This window comes from Streptomyces sp. BBFR102 (genome assembly GCF_051397025.1).
GTDB lineage: Bacteria > Actinomycetota > Actinomycetes > Streptomycetales > Streptomycetaceae > Streptomyces.
On sequence record NZ_CP195757.1, the window covers coordinates 1,576,513 to 1,597,499 of the forward strand.

Below are 20,987 nucleotides of genomic sequence, written 5' to 3' on the forward strand. Positions count from 1 at the left end.
GCGCTGCCCGACCCAGGTGGCTCCCGGATTCGAGGGCGGCGCGGCGGCGAGCGTCCCTACGCGGGACCCACCGCTGTGGTGGCCTGCGCGGCGGCGTGCGGGGCGCCCTCGGAGGGGACGGCCTCGACTGCCTCGCGGTCGGGCGCGAGCGGATCGGTCACCGTGCCGGTCTCGTCGTCGAAAGGCCCCTGCGCCAGCCTGGTCACCGCGGCGGGGACCGGCGGCGCCAGGTCGGCCACTACTCGGAGACCGGACAGGACGTCGTCGGGTCGCACGGCGGGTGTCTCGTGCCGCACAACCAGGCGCAGTATCGCACAGGGCCGCGCCGACGGCCTATCACCCGGCTCGCCGGAGGCCTCGGCGACTTCGAGCGACACCACGGCGGCGCGGGCGTCGAAGGTCCGCATGCCGTTCTTGGTGCGCCGCTGGACCTCGACCGTCTCGGCCGCCTCGAAGGCGGCGACCGCCGCCCGGGCCCGCTCCGGCTCGACCTGGTCGAGCCGCAGCTCCCAGACCGATGCCTGGAGCCGGTCGGCGAGACCGGAGGTACGCGCCTCGACGGCGTCGGTGATGTCGAGCCCCTCGGGCATCGAGGAGTCGAGCAGTTCCCGCAGCGTGGCGGGGTCGCGCGGCGCGGAGAGCCCGATCTCCAGGTACTCCGCCTCGCTGCCCGTACCGGTGGGCGCGGCGTTGGCGTAACTCACCTTCGGGTGGGGCGTGAAGCCCGCCGAGTAGGCCATCGGCACCTCGGCGCGGCGCAGGGCCCGCTCGAAGGCGCGCTGGAAGTCTCGGTGGCTGGTGAACCGCAGGCGGCCGCGCTTGGTGTAGCGCAGACGAATCCGCTGCACCGTCGGTGCGGGCGGAGGCCCTACGGGCTGTCGCTTACCCAGTGTCGTTCAGTCCCTCGTGAGTGCGGTCATACCACTACCTAGGGTACGCGCCACCGCGCCGGGAGGTTCCCGGCCCCGGGCGCCGCCCTGCCCCGACAGCGGCAAGCGGGCGGTCCGCTCCACGGAATGGCGTCGTCAGGAGCGCCGGACCGCCCGCTCGCCCCCCATGCTCGGCCCCGCTCCCGGCCTCCGCTCCCCCGGTTACGGCGTACGGCGCAATGCCGACCCTGCCAGCCGTCGCACCAGCCCCGCCGCGACCAGCGCCCGGACCGCCGCGGCCACGGCCACCCACAGCAGCACCCGACCGAGGGGGTCGAGCCAGTCGGCCGGGCCGGGGGCCGACCTCCTCGGCGGCGGTCGGCGCGGAGGTACGCCGACCGGGCACTCGGCGCTCCGCGGCTCCCCGGGTACGCGCGTCCATGGGACCGCCTTCGGCGCCGCCGTCCCGCCCTGCCACCCGGCTTCGCCGGACCGGCCCACCGACCCCCGGACATGAAGGTGCCGGGGACCGCCGCACGGTCCCCGGCACGTGGGCCCTTCGCTACTCGCCCTGGCCCACCACGCTCAGCGGCAGCAGCTTCTTGCCGGTGGGGCCGATCTGGATGCTGGTGTCCATCTGCGGGCACACCCCGCAGTCGAAGCAGGGGGTCCAGCGGCAGTCCTCGACCTCGGTTTCGTCGAGGGCGTCCTGCCAGTCCTCCCAGAGCCATTCCTTGTCGAGGCCGGAGTCGAGGTGGTCCCAGGGGAGGACCTCCTCGTAGGTGCGTTCGCGGGTGGTGTACCAGTCGACGTCGACGCCCTGTTCGGGGAGGGTCTTCTCGGCGCAGGCCATCCAGCGGTCGTAGCTGAAGTACTCGCGCCAGCCGTCGAAGCGTCCGCCGTCCTCGTAGACGGCGCGGATGACCGCGCCGACGCGGCGGTCGCCGCGGGAGAGGAGGCCCTCGACGATGCCGGGCTTGCCGTCGTGGTAGCGGAAGCCGATGGAGCGGCCGTACTTCTTGTCGCCGCGGATCTTGTCGCGGAGCTTCTCCAGGCGGGCGTCGGTCTGCTCGGCGGAGAGCTGCGGGGCCCACTGGAAGGGGGTGTGCGGCTTGGGGACGAAGCCGCCGATGGAGACGGTGCAGCGGATGTCCTGGGAGCCGGAGACCTCGCGGCCCTTGGCGATGACGCCGGTCGCCATGTCGGCGATCTGGAGGACGTCCTCGTCGGTCTCGGTGGGCAGGCCGCACATGAAGTACAGCTTGACCTGGCGCCAGCCGTTGCCGTAGGCGGTGGCGACGGTGCGGATCAGGTCCTCCTCGGAGACCATCTTGTTGATGACCTTCCGCATCCGCTCGGAGCCGCCCTCGGGGGCGAAGGTGAGCCCGGAGCGGCGGCCGTTGCGGGTCAGCTCGTTGGCCAGGTCGACGTTGAAGGCGTCGACGCGGGTCGAGGGGAGGGACAGGCCGATCTTGTCCTGCTCGTACCGGTCGGCGAGGCCCTTGGCGATGTCGCCGATCTCGCTGTGGTCGGCGGAGGAGAGGGAGAGCAGGCCGACCTCTTCGAAGCCGGTGGCCTTGAGGCCCTTGTCGACCATCTCGCCGATGCCGGTGATGGAGCGCTCGCGGACCGGGCGGGTGATCATGCCGGCCTGGCAGAAGCGGCAGCCGCGGGTGCAGCCGCGGAAGATCTCCACCGACATCCGCTCGTGGACGGTCTCGGCGAGCGGGACCAGCGGCTGCTTCGGGTAGGGCCACTCGTCGAGGTCCATGACGGTGTGCTTGGAGACGCGCCACGGGACGCCGGAGCGGTTGGGCACGACCCGGGCGATGCGGCCGTCGGGCAGGTACTCGACGTCGTAGAACGCGGGGACGTAGACGCCGCCGGTGCGGGCGAGGCGGAAGAGGAGTTCCTCGCGGCCTCCGGGGCGGCCCTCGGCCTTCCAGGCCCGGACGATGTCGGTGATCTCCAGGACGGCCTGCTCGCCGTCGCCGACCACGGCGCAGTCGATGAACTCGGCGATCGGCTCCGGGTTGAAGGCCGCGTGGCCGCCGGCGAGGACGACCGGGTCGTCGACGGTGCGGTCGGCGGCGTTCAGCGGGATGCCCGCGAGGTCGAGCGCGGTGAGCATGTTGGTGTAGCCCAGCTCGGTGGAGAAGCTGAGGCCGAAGACGTCGAAGGCGCCGACGGGCCGGTGGCTGTCCACGGTGAACTGCGGCACGCGGTGCTCGCGCATCAGCTCTTCGAGGTCGGGCCAGACGCTGTAGGTGCGCTCGGCGAGGACGCCCTCGCGCTCGTTGAGCACCTCGTAGAGGATCATGACGCCCTGGTTGGGCAGGCCGACCTCGTACGCGTCGGGGTACATCAGGGCCCAGCGGACGTCGCAGGACTCCCACGGCTTGACGGTGGAGTTCAGCTCACCGCCGACGTACTGGATGGGCTTCTGTACGTGCGGGAGCAGCGCTTCGAGCTGGGGGAAGACCGACTCCGCAGTCGACTGGTCAGTCATCGGGAACCTTCGTGAGCGGGCAGGGCTGATCCTCAAGCCTAGCGTGGTACGGAAGGGCCCTTGACACCGTCAGCGGCCCGCTTTCGGGAGCCCCTCGGCGCGGACCGCCCGCCACGCCTCGGGGAGTCCGCGTTCGGCCGCCTCGGCGCGGGCCCGCTCGGTGCCGTGCAGCAGGCCCCAGGTGAAGGCGGACTCCCCCGCACCGTGTGCCTGGACGGCGAGCCGGCGCAGGGCCTCGCGGGCGACCACGCTGTCCTGGTGGGCGCCGAGCAGCCGCTGCACGGCCTTGACCCGCTTGCGGTAGCGCTTGGCCGGCTCGCCCAGGGCGGGGCCGGCGGCCTCGGCGGCGTAACGGGCGCGCTTGGCGGCCTTGCGGGCCTGGTGGAGGGCGTGGTCGCGGCCGGGGCCCGGCGGCAGGGCGAGGGCGTGGTCGAGGCGGGTGGCCAGGCGCCGGTGGCCGCGGGCGAGGGCGGCGGGCAGCACTTCGCGGGCGGGCCGGTGGGCGGCCTCGCGCAGCGGTGGATCGGTGGCGAGGCCGGCCAGGGCGGTGAGCAGGGCGAGGTGGCGCGGGCTGTCGAGGGCGGCGTGGACGCGGTCGCGGGCCTCGACGGCGCGGGCGGCTGACCAGCGCCGGAGCCGGGCGGCGGCGGGGCCGAGGACGAGGGCGGGGTCGGTGGTGGCGAGGAGGTGGCCGAGGCGGGCGGTGAGGACCTCGCCGTCACGGGCGGGGGCCAGTTCCCCGGCGAGCCATTTCAGCTCCTCGCCGACCGGGTCGGTGGCGGCCCGGTCGAGGACCTCGCGGTACGCCTTGAAGGCGCCGCGCAGGCGGCGGGTGGCGACGCGCAGCTGGTGGACGGCGTCGGGCAGGTCGCGGCGGACGTCGGTGTCCAGGGCGACGAGGGCGCGGTGCCACCGGGCGAGGTAGGCGAGGAGTTCGGCGCCGGCGGTACCGGAGGCGGGCGCCGGGTCGGGGGCGGGCCAGGTCTCGGGCGGCGGGCCGGTGCCGGTGAGGGCGCGGGCGAACGGGGAGCGGTACCGCGAGCGGCGGATTCCGGCGGCGGCGAGGCGTTCCTCGATCCGGTCGAGGAGGCCGGCGGGGGCGCCCTCGGCGAGTTCGACCTCGATCTCGCGCCAGGCGGTGGTGGCTCCGGCGAGTCCGCCGGGGGCGCCGTCGAGGCGTTCGGCGCGGACGGTGTCGGTGGCGGCCTCGGCGAGGGCGGTGCCGTCGGCGGCGTGCAGGGTGTGGCGGCGGCGGGTGGTGCGCAGCCGCAGGACGGGGCCGAGCGGTGCCTCGCGGGTGCGGGAGCGGAGCAGCGGGGCGAGGTCGGCGGGGAGGGCGTCGCCGAGCGGGGCGTGGAGTTCGTCGCGGGAGTCGCCGCCCGCGGCGACGGGGAGTTCGAGGTGCCAGCCGGCGTCGTGGCCTCCGGTGCGGCGGCGCAGGGTGGCGCGGGTGGCGGCGAGGCGGCCGTCGTCGGTGTCGAAGTAGGTGGCGTCGAGTTCCTCGACGCCCCGGCCGGTGACGCGGGCGACGCCGTCGGTGCGGGCCAGCGCGCCGAGGAGGGCGCCGGGGGCGGCGCCGTCCGGGCCCTCGGTGCCCGCAGGTGCGGCAGGGGCTTCGTACGTCCGCCCGGTCTCACGCGCGACAGAGGCCATGAAACCGACATTAACGGCGGTACGGGCATCGGTGCAGTCCCTGTGCGGGTACCGCACCGGTGCCCGTACCGGTGGCGGGGTGGGTCACGTGGCGGAGAGAGGGCGTTCCAGCTTGATCGACTGGAGGAGCCCTATGGCGATCCAGGCCGCGAACATGGCGGTGCCGCCGTAGCTGACGAACGGCAGCGGGAGGCCGGCGACGGGCATGATGCCGAGCGTCATGCCGATGTTCTCGAAGGACTGGAAGGCGAACCAGGCGATGATGCCGCCGGCCACGATCGTGCCGTACAGCTCGGTGGTGGCGCGGGCGATGCGGCAGGCGCGCCAGAGGACGACGCCGATCAGGACGATGATGAGGCCGGCGCCCAGGAAGCCGAGCTCCTCGCCGGCGACGGTGAAGACGAAGTCGGTCTGCTGCTCGGGGACGAACTGGCCGGTGGTCTGGGTGCCCTGGAAGAGGCCGGTGCCGGTGAGGCCGCCGGAGCCGATGGCGATGCGCGCCTGGTTGGTGTTGTAGCCGACGCCGGCCGGGTCGAGCTGGGGGTTGGCGAAGGCGGCGAACCGGTTGATCTGGTACTCGTCCAGTACACCGAGCTGCCAGACCAGGATCGCCCCGGCGGCCCCGGCGCCGATGAGGCCGAGAATCCAGCGGTTGGAGGCGCCGGAGGCGAGCAGCACGCCGAGCACGATCATCACCATGACCATCACGGAGCCGAGGTCCGGCATCAGCATGACGATGAGCATCGGCACGGTGGCCAGGGCCAGGGCGAGCAGGACGGTGCGGTGGTCGGGGTGTTCCCGGTCGCCGGCGTCGACGCGGGCGGCCAGCAGCATGGCCATGCCGAGGATGATGGTGATCTTGACGAACTCGGAGGGCTGGAGGCTGAAGCCGCCGACGACAAGCCAGGCGTGGGCGCCGTTGATGGTGGCGCCCAGCGGGGTGAGGACCAGCAGGATCAGTAGCACCGAGATGCCGTAGAGGACCGGGACGGCGGTCCTGAGGGTGCGGTGGCCCAGCCAGATGGTGCCCGCCATGAGGGCGATGCCGATGCCGGTGTTGAGCAGGTGGCGGAGGAGGAAGAAGTACGGGTCCCCCTGGTTGAGCCCCATGCGGTTGCGGGTGGCGGAGTAGACGAGCACGACGCCGACCAGCGAGAGGGCGAGCGCGCTCAGCAGCATCGGCCAGTCGAGCCGGCGCACCACCGAGTCGCGGGCGAAGACCCGGGTCCAGGAGGCGCGTTCGGGCCCGTAGCCGGGGACGGAGAAGCCGACCATCAGTCGCGCCTCCAGAGAAGGGAGCCACCCGGGCCGGTGGCGAGGTCCTGGGTGTCGGCGGGCGGGGAGGGCTTCACGGGCAGGTAGGGCTTGACGGTCGGGGCGTGGATCGAGCCGTCGGGCTCGACCTTGGGCAGCGCCGACTGGGGCTTGGGCAGCAGGGCCTTCTTGACGTCCTGCGTGCCGTCCTCGGTGAGCCCGTACATCGCCTCGTAGATCTTGCGGACCGCGGGTCCGGAGGCGCCGGAGCCGGTGCCGCCCTGGGAGATCGTCATGACGATGGTGTAGTCGGGGGTGTAGCTGGCGAACCAGGAGGTGGTCTGCTTGCCGTAGACCTCGGCGGTGCCGGTCTTGGCGTGCATCGGGATCTTGTCCTGCGGCCAGCCGCCGAAGCGCCAGGCGGCCGAGCCGGTGGTCGCGACGCCCGCGAGTGCCTGCTCTATCTGCTTCCTCGTCTTCTGGTTCATCGGCAGCTTGCCGTGGGCCTTGGGCTCGATCTCGGTGGTCTTCTTGCCGTCGGCGCTGATGACGGCCTTGCCGACGGCGGGGTCGTAGAGGGTGCCGCCGTTGGCGATGGCCGCGTAGATGGTGGCCATCTGGATGGGGGTGACGAGGGTGTCGCCCTGGCCGATGGAGTAGTTGACCGAGTCACCGGCGCGCATCCGCATGCCTTCGAGGCAGTTCTCGTAGGCGATCTGCTCGGCGTACTCGCCGCCCTTCTTGCCGGTCTTGCACCAGGCGTCCTTGTTGGCCTTCCAGTAGTCCTTCTTCCACTGGCGGTCGGGGACGCGGCCGGAGACCTCGTTGGGGAGGTCGATGCCGGTCTCCTCGCCGAGGCCGAACTGGTGGGCGGTCTTGTAGAACCAGTCCTTGGGGTTCTTGGGGTTGTTGCCGCCGTCCTTCTGCCACTGCTGGTGGGCAAGGTGGTAGAAGACGGTGTCGCAGGAGACCTCCAGGGCGCGGCCGAGGTTGATGGAGCCGTATCCCTGGGACTCGAAGTTCTTGAAGACCTGGCCGCCGATCGAGTACGAGCTGGGGCAGGGGTAGTTGCCGTCGAAGTCGTACCCGGCGTTGACGGCGGCGGTGGAGGAGATCACCTTGAAGATCGAGCCGGGTGCGGCCTGCCCCTGGATGGCCCGGTTGAGCAGCGGGTAGTTCGACTTCTTGCTGGTGAACTTGGCGTAGTCCTTGCCGGAGATGCCGCCGACCCAGGCGTTGGGGTCGTAGTCGGGCAGCGAGGCCATGGCGACGACGCGGCCGGTCTTGTTCTCCATGACGACGGCGGCGCCCGCGTCGGCCTCGTAGAGCCGGTTGGTGTTGCGGTCCATCTCCTTGCGGGCGGCCTTCATCGCCTCGTTCAGCTCGTACTCGGTGACCGCCTGGACGCGGGAGTCGATGCTGGTGACGACGTTGGCGCCGGCCTCGGCCGGGTCGGACTCGGCCTCGCCGATGACGCGGCCGAGGTTGTCGACCTCGTAGCGGGTGACGCCGGCCTTGCCGCGCAGCTCCTTGTCGTAGGTGCGCTCCAGGCCGGAGCGGCCGACCTGGTCGGAGCGGAGGTAGGGCGAGTCGGAGTTCTCGGCCTTCTTGATCTCCTCGTCGGTGACCGGGGAGAGGTAGCCGAGCACCTGGGAGGTCTGGGACTTGCCGGGGGCCGGGTAGCGGCGGACCGCGGTCGGCTCGGCGGTGATGCCGGGGAACTCCTCGGTCCGCTCGCGGATCTGCAGGGCCTGCTTGGCGGTGGCCTCGTCGGTGATGGGGATGGGCTGGTACGGGGAGCCGTTCCAGCAGGGCTGGGGGGTCTCGGCGTCGCAGAGGCGGACCTTGTCGGTGACCTCCTTCGGCGCCATGCCGAGGACCTCGGCGAGGCGGCCGAGGACGGCCTTCCCGTCATCCTTCATCTTCATCAGCTCGGTGCGCGAGGCGGAGACGACGAGCCGGGTCTCGTTGTCGGCGATGGGTACGCCGCGGGCGTCGAGGATGGCGCCGCGCACGGCGGGCTTGACGACCTGCTGGACGTGGTTGCCGGACGCCTGGGCGGCGTACTCGTCGCCCTGGCGGATCTGGAGGTACCACAGCCGTCCGCCGAGGGTCAGCAGCAGGGAGACGACGAGGACCTGGATGACGATGAGCCGGATCTGCACGCGGGGGGTGCGGCCGGTCTCGGGGATGTTGCTCACGGGCGGGGCCTCCTCGCGCGAGGTGCGGCGGGAGTTGCGGTCACAGGCGCTTGACCCCCTTGATACGTCCGGCCCGGGCGACCCGGGACTTCATGGCTCTGGCGCGCAGACCGCGCTGGCGGCCGATGGCGAGGCCCTTGGCGCCGCCGGAGGTCAGCCAGCCGGCGGCGACGTCGCCGCCGGAGCCGCCGGAGGCGTCGGCGACCGGGTCGTGTTCGCCTCGGCGGGCCAGCGCCATGATCCACGGCACGGTGAACGGCGCGAGCAGCAGGTCGTACAGCGAGGCGGTGAAGAGCAGCCCGCCGAGGCCCACGTCCCTGGCGGCGGTGTCTCCGACGAGGGCGCCGACGCCCGCGTAGAGCAGGGTGGAGCCGATGGCGGCGCCGACCACGACGACCAGCGGGCCGGTGGCCGAGCGCAGCTTGCCGGTCTCGGGCTTGGCGAGCCCGGCGAGGTAGCCGACGACGCAGAGGACCAGGGCGTAGCGGCCCACCGCGTGGTCGGCGGGGGGCGCGAGGTCGGCGAGGAGTCCGGCGCCGAAGCCGACGAGGCTGCCGCCGGTGGGCCCGTAGACCATGGCCAGGGCGAGGACGGTGAGCAGCAGCAGGTCGGGGACGGCGCCGGGCAGTTGGAGCCGGGCCAGGACGCTGACCTGGACGACGAGGGCGACCACGATCAGCGCGGTGGAGAGCAGAATCCTGTTGAGGCGCATGGCAGCTCTACTCCTGGTCGGTTCCGGGCTCGGGCTGTCCGGCCCCGGCGGCGCCGGCCTCGTCGGCCTCGCCTTCGGGGTTCTCGCCGGGCGGCGGGGCGGTGACCGTCACGGTGGGCGTGGGGACCGGCTTCGACTTGGGCGGCAGCACGGTGTCGCGGGGGTCCTCGCGGGGGGCCTGGACGACGATGCCGACGAGGTCGAGCTTGGTGAAGCCGACGTACGGCTTGAGGTGGACGGTGCGGGTCAGGTCGCCGCCGAGCGGGTCGACGCGGACCACCTCGCCGAGGGGGACCCCGGGCACGAAGGGCTTGTCGGCGTGGGAGCCGAAGGTGACCATCCGGTCGCCCTTCTTGACCTTGGACTTGCCGTTGAGCAGTTGGACGGCGAGCGGGCGGTCGCCCTGGCCGGTGGCGAAGCCGAGTTCGTCGGAGCCCTCCATGCGGGTGCCGACGGTGAAGTCGGGGTCGCTGGCGAGGAGCACGGTGGCGGTGTGCGGGCCGACGGTGGTGATGCGGCCGACGAGGCCGTCACCGTTGATGACGGTCATGTCGCGGGCGATGCCGTCCTTGCTGCCCGCGTCGATGGTGATCGTCCAGGAGAAGCCCTGGGCGGGGCCGATGGCGACGACTTCGGCCCCGCGGATGCCGTACTGCCCGGCGCCGGCCTTCTTCAGCATGGCGTCGAGCTGGCGGACGCGGCTCTGGTTGCGCGCGTCGCTGCCGAGGCGGGTCTTGAGTGCGGCGTTCTCGCGCTCCAGGGCGGCGATGCGGTCGTGGCGGCCGCCGGAGTCGCGGACGGCTCCGACGGCGTCGCCGATCGGGTCTACCGCGCCGGCGACGCCGCTCTCCACCGGTCCGAGGACGGTGGCTGCGGCCTTGCGGGCGCCATCGATCGGCGAGTCCTCGCCGCCGCGGATGTCCACCGTGATCAGTGCGAACGCGATGACGATCAGCAGCACCAGGAGCAGCCGACTCTCTCGTGTGTCCCTCACGTGCGGCGGCCGTGCCTTCCTCGTCGGAATGGGTTCGGGCTTCGGGTCGTGCAAGGGGCGGCGGGCCCGGTTCCGGGGGTGCGGCGCGGGGCGGTGACCCGGGTGCCGTGGTGCCGGAGCAGGGGGCGCGTGCGGGCCGGTCCGCGGGTGCTCCGGCCGCGGTCACCGGGCGGGCCGCGGGGGCCCGCCCGGAGGGATCACCGGCGCGGGGAGGCGTCCAGGACCTGCTGGAGGGCCTCGAACTCCTCGACGCACTTGCCGGAGCCGAGCGCGACGGAGTCGAGCGGGTCCTCGGCGATGTGGATCGGCATGCCGGTCTCGCGGCGCAGCCGCTCGTCCAGGCCGCGGAGCAGGGCGCCACCGCCGGTGAGCACGATGCCGCGGTCCATGACGTCGCCGGACAGCTCCGGCGGGCACTTGTCGAGGGTGGTCTTGACCGCGTCGACGATGGCGTTGACCGGCTCCTCGATCGCCTTGCGGACCTCGGCGGCCGAGATCACGACGGTCTTGGGGAGCCCGCTGACCAGGTCGCGGCCGCGGATCTCGGTGTGCTCGTCGGTGTCGAGGTCGTAGGCCGAGCCGATGGTGAGCTTGATCTGCTCGGCGGTGCGCTCGCCGAGGAGGAGGCTGTACTCCTTCTTGACGTGCTGGATGATCGCGTTGTCCAGCTCGTCGCCGGCCACCCGGATGGACTGGGCGGTGACGATGCCGCCGAGCGAGATCACGGCGACCTCGGTGGTGCCGCCGCCGATGTCCACGACCATGTTGCCGGTGGCCTCGTGGACGGGCAGGCCCGCGCCGATGGCGGCGGCCATGGGCTCCTCGATGATGTGCACCTGACGGGCACCGGCCTGCGTGGACGCCTCGATCACGGCACGGCGTTCGACCCCGGTGATGCCGGAGGGGACGCAGACGACGACCCGGGGGCGGGCGAGGTAGCGCCGCTTGTGGATCTTGAGGATGAAGTAGCGGAGCATCCGCTCGGTGATCTCGAAGTCGGCGATGACGCCGTCCTTCAGCGGTCGCACGGCGACGATGTTGCCGGGTGTGCGGCCGATCATCTTCTTGGCTTCGGCACCTACCGCGAGGATGCCGCCGGTGTTGGTGTTGATGGCGACGACGGACGGTTCGTTGAGAACGATCCCCCGGCCCCTGACGTACACCAGCGTGTTGGCGGTCCCGAGGTCGACAGCCATGTCACGGCCGATGAACGACATTGTGTTCCCCATCAGGATTCGTCTGGCCTTCCCAAAGTGGAGCGTTGACGGCTTCTCAGGATGGCGAGGGTGGGTGCTGTGGCGTGAAGGCTTCCATCGTAGTCTCGCCCGCACGGGCACGGCGCAAGGGTCTTCGCCATTGTCAGCAGATGACGGGCCGCCTCGCCCTGGGAGACGTGCCATCCGGGCCACGGGTTCCCCCGAACAGCCCGCATATGCGAAAGGCGGCCGACTCCCGCCGGCCGCCGCGCGTCGGCACGTCGTCGTGCTGACCCGACGTCACCGGCCGGGGCAGCCCCCGGCACGCCGCGCGGCCGTCCGCACAGTCTGGTGCGGACGGGCCCGCCGCGCAATCCACGGAACGGAACGTCTTACTCCCCGGGCACGGGAAGGCTCAGGCACGGCCCGGGAAGAACAGGGCGACCTCGCGCTCGGCCGACTCGGGCGAGTCGGAGGCGTGGATGAGGTTCTCGCGCACGATGGTGCCGAAGTCGCCGCGGATGGAGCCGGGCGCGGCGGCGATCGGGTCGGTGGGACCGGCCAGCTGGCGGACGCCCTCGACGACTCGCTCGCCCTCGACGATCAGGGCGACGACCGGGCCGGACTGCATGAAGCCCATCAGCGGCTCGTAGAAGGGCTTGCCCTTGTGCTCGCCGTAGTGCTGCTCCAGCGTCCCGGCGTCCAGGGTGCGCAGCTCCAGCGCGGTGATCTCCCAGCCCGCCTTGCGCTCGATGCGGCCGATGATCTCGCCGATCAGGCCACGGCGGTGGGCATCGGGCTTGAGCAGGACGAGGGTGCGCTCGGTCATGTAGGGCTCCTTGACGGCCGGGGTGTGCGGTCGGGCCGAGGTTACCGGGTGTGACCGGCGAGGCCGCAGCCGGACCCCCGCCGACGCACCCGGTCGCCCGGCCCGTCCCCTTTTACGCCGCCTCGGGTTCGCCCGCCGCCTGCGCTGCCCAGCGCGCCTTGGCCTCGTCGATCTTCCGGCCGAAGTGGATCGAGGCCCACCACAGCCCGGCGAAGCAGGCCCCCAGCGCGAACATGACCGGCACGAAGAAGCCGCTGAGGACCAGCGCGCCCTGCAGTGCCCAGCCCAGCCAGACGCCGGCCGGCCGTGAGAGCAGCCCGCAGAGCAGGACGCTGACGGCCATCAGGACGCCGCAGACCGTCCAGACGGTGCCCATGGCGAGGTCGGGGTCCTTCATCGCGACCAGTCCAGCGAAGCCGATGACGAAGAACTCGCCGATGAGCGTCGAAGCGCAGAGCATCCGCATGGCGCCGCTCAGCCCCTTCCCAGAAGCAGCCGGGCCTCGCCGACCGTGATGACGGAACCGGTGACGAGGACGCCACCGCCGGAGTACTCGCCCTCTTCCTCGGCGAGGGTGACCGCCGCCTCCAGGGCGTCGTCGAGCCGCGGCTCGACCTGGACCCGGTCCTCGCCGAAGACCTCGACGGCGAGCGCCGCCAACTCGTCGACGTCCATGGCCCGCTCGCTGGAGTTACGGGTGACGACGACCTCGGCGAGGAGCGGCTCGAAGGCTTCCAGGAGCCCCTTGGCGTCCTTGCCGTCGCTCACCCCGACCACGCCGATCAGGCGGCTGAAGTCGAAGGCTTCGCTGACGGCGGTCGCGGTGGCGCGGGCGCCGGACGGGTTGTGGGCGGCGTCCAGGACGACCGTCGGCGACTTGCGGACGATCTCCAGGCGGCCCGGCGCGGTCACCGAGGCGAACCCCTTGCGCAGGGTGTCGATGTCCAGCTCGCGGGCGTGCTCGGAGCCGACGCCGAAGAACGCCTCGACGGCGGCGAGCGCGACCGCTGCGTTGTGCGCCTGGTAGGGGCCGTGCAGCGGCAGGTAGATGTCCTCGTACTCGCCGCCGAGCCCGCGCAGGGTGACCAACTGGCCGTCGACCGCGATCCGCCGGGAGACCACGCCGAACTCCATGCCCTCGCGGGCCACCGTCGCGTCGGCCTCGACGGCCTTCTTGAGGATGACCTGGGCGGCGTCCACGGGCTGCTGCGCCATGATGACCGTGGCGTCGGGCTTGATGATCCCGGCCTTCTCCCCGGCGATCTCGCCGGGCGTGGTGCCGAGCCGGTCGGTGTGGTCCAGGTCGATCGGGGTGATCACGGCGACCTGGCCGTCGATGACGTTGGTCGCGTCCCAGCTGCCGCCCATGCCGACCTCGACCACGGCGACGTCCACCGGCGCGTCGGCGAAGGCCGCGTAGGCCATCCCGGTGAGGACCTCGAAGAAGGAGAGCCGGTACGGGCCCTGGTTGTCGATCATCTCGACGTACGGCTTGAGGTCGCGGTAGGTGTCCACGAACCGGTCGGGGGCGATCGGCGCGCCGTCCAGGCTGATCCGCTCGGTGATCGACTGGACGTGCGGCGAGGTGTACCGCCCGGTGCGCAGCTCGAAGGCGCCGAGCAGCGCCTCGACCATGCGGGCCGTGGAGGTCTTGCCGTTGGTCCCGGTGATGTGGATCGAGGGGTACGCGCGCTGCGGGTCGCCCAGTACGTCCATCAGCCCCTGGATGCGGGTGACGGAGGGCTCCAGCTTGGTCTCGCCCCAGCGGCCGGCCAGCTCCGTCTCGACCTCGCGCAGGGCCGCGGCGGTCTCGGGGTCGGCGGGGCGGACCGGCTCGTCCTGCGGCGGAGCGGTCTGGGTGCGCAGCGTGCGGCTGCCCGCCTCGATCACGGCGAGGTCGGGGTCGCGGTCCTGTTCTGCGTCGACGATCTCCTGGAAGGCTTCGTCATCGGGTCCGGGCTGCTCGGGCTCGCCGCTGTCGTGCGGGGGGTGGTCGCTCACGCGCCCCAGTCTACGGAGAGCGCCGTGGATCTCTCGCCGGGCCCGGGTATGCCGCGAGGGGCCCCACCGGCGCGGTGGGGCCCCTCCTCGGACGTGCCGTGCGGATCAGGCGGCGGGCAGTGCCGCCAGCTGCGCGGTGATGCGCTCGATGTCGGCCTCGGCCTTGGTGAGGCGGCCGCGGATCTTGTCCACGACCTTGTCGGGGGCCTTGGCGAGGAACGCCTCGTTGCCCAGCTTGGCCTCGGCGGCGGCCTTCTCCTTCTCGGCGTTCGCGAGGTCCTTGGCCAGGCGCTTGCGCTCGGCCTCGACGTCGATGGTGCCGGAGAGGTCGAGGGCGACGGTGGCGCCGGAGACCGGCAGGCTCGCGGTCGCCTGGAATGCCTCGCCCTCCGGGGTCAGCCGGAGCAGCTGACGGATGGCCGCCTCGTGCGGGGCGAAGGCGGTGCCCTCCAGGGTGAGGCGGGCGGGGACCTTCTGGCCCGGCTGAAGGCCCTGGTCCGAGCGGAACCGGCGGACCTCGGTGATGACCTGCTGGACCTGCTCGATCTCGGCCTCGGCGGCGGTGTCGCGGAAGCCGCTGTCGGCCGGCCAGTCGGCGATGACCAGCGACTCCTGGCCGGTGAGGGTGGTCCAGAGCGTCTCGGTGACGAACGGCATGACCGGGTGGAGCAGCCGGAGCGTCGTGTCGAGGACCTCGCCGAGGACGCGGGCGGAGACCTCTGCGGGGCGCCCGCCACCCATGAAGGTGGTCTTGGACAGCTCGACGTACCAGTCGAAGACCTCGTCCCACGCGAAGTGGAAGAGGGCGTCGGAGACCTTCGCGAACTGGTAGTCCTCGTAGTACGCGTCGGCCTCGGCGACCACCGTGTTCAGGCGGGAGAGGACCCACCGGTCGGTGGCGGACAGTTCCTCGGCGGCGGGCAGTTCGCCCTCGACCGTGGCGCCGTTCATCAGGGCGAAGCGGGTGGCGTTCCAGATCTTGTTGGCGAAGTTCCGCGAGCCCTGGACCCAGTCCTCGCCGATCGGCACGTCGACGCCCGGGTTGGCACCGCGCGCCAGGGTGAAGCGCAGGGCGTCGGAGCCGTAGGCGTCCATCCAGTCGAGCGGGTTGACGGCGTTGCCGAAGGACTTCGACATCTTCTTGCCGAACTGGTCGCGGACCATGCCGTGCAGGGCGATGGTGTGGAACGGCGGGGTGCCGTCCATCGCGTAGAGGCCGAACATCATCATCCGGGCGACCCAGAAGAAGAGGATGTCGTAGCCGGTGACCAGGACGGAGTTCGGGTAGAACTTCGCGAGGCTGTCGGTCTGCTCGGGCCAGCCGAGGGTGGAGAAGGGCCACAGGCCCGAGGAGAACCAGGTGTCGAGGACGTCGGTCTCCTGGTGCCAGCCCTCGCCGCTCGGCGGCTCCTGGTCGGGGCCGACGCAGACGATCTCGCCGTCGGGGCCGTACCAGATCGGGATGCGGTGGCCCCACCACAGCTGCCGGGAGATGCACCAGTCGCGCAGGTCGTCGACCCAGTCGAAGTAGCGCTTCTCCATCTCCTGCGGGTGGATCTTGACCTGGCCGTCGCGGACCGCGTCGCCGGCGGCCTGCGCGAGCGGGCCGACCTTGACCCACCACTGCATCGACAGGCGGGGCTCCACGGTGGTCTTGCACCGCGAGCAGTGGCCGACCGAGTGGACGTACGGGCGCTTCTCGGCGACGATCCGGCCCTCGGCGCGCAGCGCGGCGACGATCGCCGCGCGGGCCTCCAGCCGGTCCAGGCCCTCGAAGGGGCCGGGGACGGTGATGACCGCGCGCTCGTCCATGACGGTGAGCGAGGGCAGGTCGTGGCGGCGGCCGATCTCGAAGTCGTTCGGGTCGTGGGCCGGGGTGACCTTGACCGCGCCGGTGCCGAACTCCGGGTCGACGTGGGCGTCGGCGACGACCGGGATGGTCCGGTCGGTGAGCGGCAGCTTGATCTGCTTGCCGACCAGGTGCTGGTACCGCTCGTCGTCGGGGTGGACGGCGACCGCGGTGTCCCCGAGCATCGTCTCGGCGCGGGTGGTGGCGACGACGAGGCTGTCCTCGCCCTCGCCGTACTTCATCGAGACGAGTTCGCCGTCGTCGTCGCTGTACTCGACCTCGATGTCGGAGATGGCCGTCAGACAGCGCGGGCACCAGTTGATGATGCGCTCGGCGCGGTAGATCAGCTCGTCGTCGTACATCTTCTTGAAGACGGTCTGGACGGCGCGGGAGAGCCCCTCGTCCATGGTGAACCGCTCGCGGGACCAGGCGACACCGTCGCCCAGCCGGCGCATCTGGCCGGAGATCTGGCCGCCCGACTCGTTCTTCCACTTCCAGACGCGCTCGATGAACGCCTCGCGGCCCAGGTCGTGGCGGGACTTGCCCTCCTTGGCCAGCTCGCGCTCGACGACGTTCTGCGTGGCGATGCCGGCGTGGTCCATGCCGGGCTGCCACAGCGTCTCGTACCCCTGCATCCGCTTGCGGCGGGTGAGGGCGTCGATCAGCGTGTGCTCGAAGGCGTGGCCCAGGTGGAGCGAGCCGGTGACGTTCGGCGGCGGGATGACGATGGTGTACGGGGGCTTCTCGCTGTGCTCGTCGGCCTCGAAATAGCCCCGCTCCACCCAGCGCTCGTACAGCTCCCCCTCTACGTCGGCCGGCACGTACTGGGTCGGCAGGTCGGGGGTGGCTGCTTGCTGCTGCTGAGTGTTGTCGGTCACGAGGCACAGTTTACGGGCGTCACCGCCCCGTCCCGAAACCGGATTCTCGGTAACGGAGGCGCCCCGGTTTCGCCATGACGCGGTCATGTCCGTCAGGATGAGCCCAACGCAGGTACAACGGAGGGGAACCACGCCCATGAGCTACAACCAGCCCGGCCCGTACGGAGGCCAGCCGCAGCAGCCCGGCCCCTACGGCCAGCAGCCGCCCCCGGCCCCGCCCGCCGGCGGCCAGCCCGGTTACGGCCACCCCCAGCAGGGCGGGGCGCCCCAGCAGCCCGGGTACGGGTACCCGCAGCAGGGACAGCAGCCGGGGCCGTACAACCAGGTCCCGCCGCAGCCCGGCCAGCCCGGCGGCCCCTACGGCCAGGTCCCCCCGCCGCCCTCGGGGGACGGCGGGAAGAAGAAGACCGGCCTGGTCGTCGCGGCCTGCGTGGTCGCGGTGGCCGTCCTCGCGGGCGGCGCCTGGCTGCTGACCTCGGGCGGCGAGGACAAGCCGGGCGGCGGCGGGGGCGGGGGCGACGTCGCCTCCGGCGGCCTGCAGGACGACGGTCCGCACAAGCTGACCACCCCGGACACGGTCCTCGGCGGCCAGTACACCCGCGGTACGCCCGACACTCCGGCCAAGGACGCCTCGTCCTCGGACGCCAAGTCGCTGGCGACGGCGGGCATCACCGGCGCCAAGGGCCTCGGCACGATCTACTCGACCATCGACCTGACCACGCTCGACCCGAACGACCCGCAGACCGCGCAGAAGGTCGCGGCCGCCAAGAACGTCACGTTCTTCGGGGTCTTCGGCAAGGTGGCCGACCCGCAGGCGACGCTCGACAAGACCTTCGCGGAGTTCACCAAGACCGCCGAGCAGAACGGCACGACGCTCTCCGGCGAGGCCGCGGCGGTCACCCCGGCCGGACTCGACGGGGCGGTCATGAAGTGCCAGGGCGCCGAGACGAAGAACCCGACCAGCGGCATGCAGCAGAAGACCAACATGTGCATGTGGGCGGATTACAGCACCATCGGCCTGGTCGAGCCGGTGCAGGGCGTCACGGGCACCACCATGGACGAGGCCGCGGAGATCGCCGCCAAGCTCCGCGCCGAGGTGCGGGTACCGCAGTAGAGCGGGTACGGAGTCCCGGACGGGACACGGCGGAAGGGCCCCACCATCACGGTGGGGCCCTTCCGCGTACCGCCTGGCCTCAGGCCGACTTCTGCTCCCCGTTCCCCCGCCCCCGGGCGTCCCGGGGGATCAGGGTCGGGTTGACGTTGGACTGGACGACCTCGGCGGTGATGACGACGCGGGCGACGTCCTTGCGGGACGGCACCTCGTACATCACCGACATGAGGACCTCCTCCATGATGGCGCGCAGGCCGCGGGCGCCGGTCTGGCGCAGGATCGCCTGGTCGGCGATGGCCTCCAGCGCCTCACGCTCGAAGTCCAGCTCCACACCGTCGAGTTCGAAGAGGCGCTGGTACTGCTTGACCAGTGCGTTGCGCGGCTCGATGAGGATCTGCAGGAGCGCCTCGCGGTCGAGGTTGTGGACCGAGGTGATGACCGGCAGGCGGCCGATGAACTCGGGGATCATCCCGAACTTCACCAGGTCCTCCGGCATGACCTCCTGGAACTGGTCCTTCTCCTCGATCTCCCGCTTGGAGCGGATCGTGGCGCCGAACCCGATGCCCTTGGCACCGGCCCGCGACTCGATGATCTTCTCCAGGCCGGAGAAGGCGCCGCCCACGATGAACAGCACGTTCGTCGTGTCGATCTGGATGAACTCCTGGTGGGGGTGTTTGCGCCCGCCCTGCGGCGGCACCGAGGCGGTGGTCCCCTCCAGGATCTTCAGCAGCGCCTGCTGCACGCCCTCGCCGGAGACGTCACGGGTGATCGACGGGTTCTCGCTCTTGCGGGCGACCTTGTCGATCTCATCGATGTAGATGATCCCGGTCTCGGCCTTCTTGACGTCGTAGTCGGCGGCCTGGATGAGCTTGAGGAGGATGTTCTCGACATCCTCGCCGACGTAGCCGGCCTCGGTCAGCGCCGTGGCGTCCGCGATGGCGAACGGCACGTTGAGCATCCGGGCCAGCGTCTGCGCGAGCAGGGTCTTGCCGGAGCCGGTCGGCCCCAGCAGCAGGATGTTGGACTTGCCCAGCTCGATGGCGTCCTCACGCCCGCCGGGTGCGCCGTTCTGCCCCGCCTGCACGCGCTTGTAGTGGTTGTACACCGCGACGGAGAGCGCCTTCTTCGCGGGCTCCTGGCCCACGACGTAGCTCTCCAGGAACTCGTAGATCTCGCGCGGCTTGGGCAGTTCGTCCCAGCGCACTTCCGAGGTCTCGGCGAGTTCCTCCTCGATGATCTCGTTGCAGAGGTCGATGCACTCGTCGCAGATGTACACACCGGGGCCTGCGATGAGCTTCTTGACCTGCTTCTGACTCTTGCCGCAGAACGAGCACTTGAGCAGATCGCCGCCGTCACCGATGCGTGCCACGAGGTACTTCCCCTTCGCCTGGGAGACGCTCGTGCGAGCCCCTCCTGGTGCCTCATATTCGACGGTACCTTGCCGGGGCCCTCGTCCGGCCCCCCTTGGCGGGGTCCGCTGTGGGGCGAACCCCGCCAAGGGGAGACAAAGCCGCCGCCTGGTCGGGTCAGACTCCGGCGTTGAGCTTCCGGGTCGACACGATCTGGTCGATCAGACCGTAGGCGAGGGCGTCCTCGGCCGTGAGGATCTTGTCGCGCTCGATGTCGTCGCGGATCTTGTCCAGCGGCGTCGTCGAGTGCTTGGCCAGCATCTCCTCCAACTGCGAACGCATACGGAGGATTTCGTTGGCCGCGATCTCCAGGTCGGAGACCTGGCCGCGCCCCGTCTCACTGTACGGCTGGTGGATCAGCACGCGGGCGTTGGGCAGCGCCATGCGCTTGCCCGGCGAGCCGGCGGCCAGCAGCACGGCGGCGGCGGAGGCGGCCTGGCCCATGCAGACCGTCTGGATGTCGGGCTTCACGAACTGCATCGTGTCGTAGATCGCGGTCAGCGCCGTGAAGGAGCCGCCGGGGCTGTTGATGTAGATCGAGATGTCCCGGTCGGGGTCGATCGACTCCAGGCACAGCAGCTGCGCCATCACGTCGTTGGCCGACGCGTCGTCGATCTGCACGCCGAGGAAGATCACGCGCTCCTCGAAGAGCTTCGCGTACGGGTCGTACTCCCGCACACCCTGCGAGGTGCGCTCGACGAACCGCGGAACGATGTAACGGGATTCGGCACGCGGACCCGCGTACTCGCCGCCGGCGCCGAGTGCGCCGCTGCCGGGGAAGTTGTTCATCTGGGTGTTCACCGTCCTGGTGATGAGCAGTGGTCTGGAATCGGCCTGGGTACCGGTAAAGGTCTGGTCAGGCGCCGGTGCCGCCGCCGCCGGGCACGTTGGCCGCGGAGGCCATGACCTCGTCGATCAGGCCGTACTCCTTGGCCTCCTCGGCGGAGAACCAGCGGTCGCGGTCCGAGTCCCGGGTGATCTGCTCGACGCTCTGGCCGGTGTGGAAGGCGGTCAGCTCGGCCATCCGCTTCTTGGTGTGCAGCAGCCGCTCCGCGTGGATCTTGATGTCCGAGGCGGAACCGGCCAGACCGGCGGACGGCTGGTGGATCAGGATTTCGGCGTTCGGCAGGGCGAAACGCTTGCCGGGGGTGCCGGCGCTCAGCAGGAACTGGCCCATCGAGGCGGCCAGTCCCATGGCGATGGTGACCACGTCGTTCTTGATGAACTGCATGGTGTCGTAGATCGCCATGCCGGCGCTGATCGAGCCGCCGGGGCTGTTGATGTAGAGGTTGATGTCCTTGTCAGGGTCCCTGGCAAGGAGCAGCAGCTGCGCGGTGATCTTGTTGGCGATGTCGTCGTCCACGGGCTGGCCGAGGAAGATGATCCGCTCATCGAGCAGCCGGTTGTAGACCTGGTCGCCGAGGCCACCACCGATGGAGGGGTCGCCGGCGGCGGAGGGCATCAGATTCGTCACGTATCCACCTGCTCGTCTTACGACGGCGCCGGGCCGTCTCACGTCTTC

The 20,987-nt window shown here is 71.3% G+C and carries 16 protein-coding genes; 1 reads left to right on the forward strand and 15 read right to left on the reverse strand.

Annotation, left to right across the window (positions count from 1 at the left end):
* Window positions 1–56: 56 nt before the first annotated feature.
* The 12 genes from ACSLIC_RS07160 to ACSLIC_RS07215 form a co-directional block, all read right to left on the reverse strand.
* Window positions 57–848 carry a TIGR03936 family radical SAM-associated protein gene (locus ACSLIC_RS07160; protein WP_436736836.1) on the reverse strand — a complete coding sequence of 264 codons (792 nt, stop codon included), beginning with the start codon at window positions 846–848 and terminating at the stop codon, window positions 57–59.
* A 583-nt stretch (window positions 849–1,431) separates the two neighbouring features.
* Window positions 1,432–3,378, reverse strand: coding sequence for a TIGR03960 family B12-binding radical SAM protein (locus tag ACSLIC_RS07165; RefSeq protein WP_436736837.1), 1,947 nt, complete (start codon window positions 3,376–3,378; stop codon window positions 1,432–1,434).
* 69 nt (window positions 3,379–3,447) lie between these two features.
* Window positions 3,448–5,031 (reverse strand): CHAD domain-containing protein, encoded by a 1,584-nt coding sequence (locus ACSLIC_RS07170; RefSeq protein ID WP_436736838.1) that lies wholly within the window; start codon window positions 5,029–5,031, stop codon window positions 3,448–3,450.
* A gap of 84 nt (window positions 5,032–5,115) precedes the next feature.
* Window positions 5,116–6,306, reverse strand: a complete 1,191-nt coding sequence (rodA, locus tag ACSLIC_RS07175; RefSeq protein ID WP_436736839.1) for a rod shape-determining protein RodA — start codon at window positions 6,304–6,306, stop codon at window positions 5,116–5,118.
* Window positions 6,306–8,486 carry a penicillin-binding protein 2 gene (mrdA, locus tag ACSLIC_RS07180; RefSeq protein WP_436736840.1) on the reverse strand — a complete coding sequence of 727 codons (2,181 nt, stop codon included), beginning with the start codon at window positions 8,484–8,486 and terminating at the stop codon, window positions 6,306–6,308. The genes rodA and mrdA overlap by 1 nt, the downstream gene beginning before the upstream one ends.
* Before the next feature lie 40 nt (window positions 8,487–8,526).
* A complete protein-coding gene (mreD, locus tag ACSLIC_RS07185; RefSeq protein WP_436736841.1) occupies window positions 8,527–9,198 on the reverse strand; it encodes a rod shape-determining protein MreD in 672 nt (223 codons plus the stop codon).
* A 7-nt stretch (window positions 9,199–9,205) separates the two neighbouring features.
* Window positions 9,206–10,192, reverse strand: a complete 987-nt coding sequence (gene mreC / locus ACSLIC_RS07190; RefSeq protein ID WP_436736842.1) for a rod shape-determining protein MreC — start codon at window positions 10,190–10,192, stop codon at window positions 9,206–9,208.
* A gap of 197 nt (window positions 10,193–10,389) precedes the next feature.
* Window positions 10,390–11,409 carry a rod shape-determining protein gene (locus ACSLIC_RS07195; RefSeq protein ID WP_436740301.1) on the reverse strand — a complete coding sequence of 340 codons (1,020 nt, stop codon included), beginning with the start codon at window positions 11,407–11,409 and terminating at the stop codon, window positions 10,390–10,392.
* A gap of 394 nt (window positions 11,410–11,803) precedes the next feature.
* Window positions 11,804–12,217 carry a nucleoside-diphosphate kinase gene (gene ndk / locus ACSLIC_RS07200; RefSeq protein WP_436736843.1) on the reverse strand — a complete coding sequence of 138 codons (414 nt, stop codon included), beginning with the start codon at window positions 12,215–12,217 and terminating at the stop codon, window positions 11,804–11,806.
* Between the two features lie 112 nt (window positions 12,218–12,329).
* Window positions 12,330–12,683 carry a DUF4233 domain-containing protein gene (locus tag ACSLIC_RS07205; RefSeq protein ID WP_436736844.1) on the reverse strand — a complete coding sequence of 118 codons (354 nt, stop codon included), beginning with the start codon at window positions 12,681–12,683 and terminating at the stop codon, window positions 12,330–12,332.
* Between the two features lie 8 nt (window positions 12,684–12,691).
* Window positions 12,692–14,218, reverse strand: a complete 1,527-nt coding sequence (folC, locus tag ACSLIC_RS07210) for a bifunctional tetrahydrofolate synthase/dihydrofolate synthase (protein WP_436736845.1) — start codon at window positions 14,216–14,218, stop codon at window positions 12,692–12,694.
* A gap of 105 nt (window positions 14,219–14,323) precedes the next feature.
* Complete coding sequence (locus tag ACSLIC_RS07215; RefSeq protein WP_436736846.1) at window positions 14,324–16,945, reverse strand: valine--tRNA ligase; 2,622 nt, start codon at window positions 16,943–16,945, stop codon at window positions 14,324–14,326.
* Between the two features lie 136 nt (window positions 16,946–17,081).
* Here ACSLIC_RS07215 and ACSLIC_RS07220 point away from each other — a divergent pair, with 136 nt between their 5' ends.
* A complete protein-coding gene (locus ACSLIC_RS07220) occupies window positions 17,082–18,059 on the forward strand; it encodes a hypothetical protein (RefSeq protein WP_436736847.1) in 978 nt (325 codons plus the stop codon).
* A gap of 79 nt (window positions 18,060–18,138) precedes the next feature.
* Here the strand turns inward: ACSLIC_RS07220 and clpX are convergent, their stop codons facing one another.
* The 3 genes from clpX to ACSLIC_RS07235 form a co-directional block, all read right to left on the reverse strand.
* Window positions 18,139–19,425: an ATP-dependent Clp protease ATP-binding subunit ClpX gene (gene clpX, locus ACSLIC_RS07225; RefSeq protein ID WP_003948046.1), complete on the reverse strand. Its 1,287-nt coding sequence runs from the start codon at window positions 19,423–19,425 to the stop codon at window positions 18,139–18,141.
* Between the two features lie 157 nt (window positions 19,426–19,582).
* Window positions 19,583–20,254: an ATP-dependent Clp protease proteolytic subunit gene (locus ACSLIC_RS07230; protein ID WP_436740302.1), complete on the reverse strand. Its 672-nt coding sequence runs from the start codon at window positions 20,252–20,254 to the stop codon at window positions 19,583–19,585.
* 67 nt (window positions 20,255–20,321) lie between these two features.
* Window positions 20,322–20,939 carry an ATP-dependent Clp protease proteolytic subunit gene (locus ACSLIC_RS07235; protein ID WP_436736848.1) on the reverse strand — a complete coding sequence of 206 codons (618 nt, stop codon included), beginning with the start codon at window positions 20,937–20,939 and terminating at the stop codon, window positions 20,322–20,324.
* Window positions 20,940–20,987 lie beyond the last annotated feature (48 nt).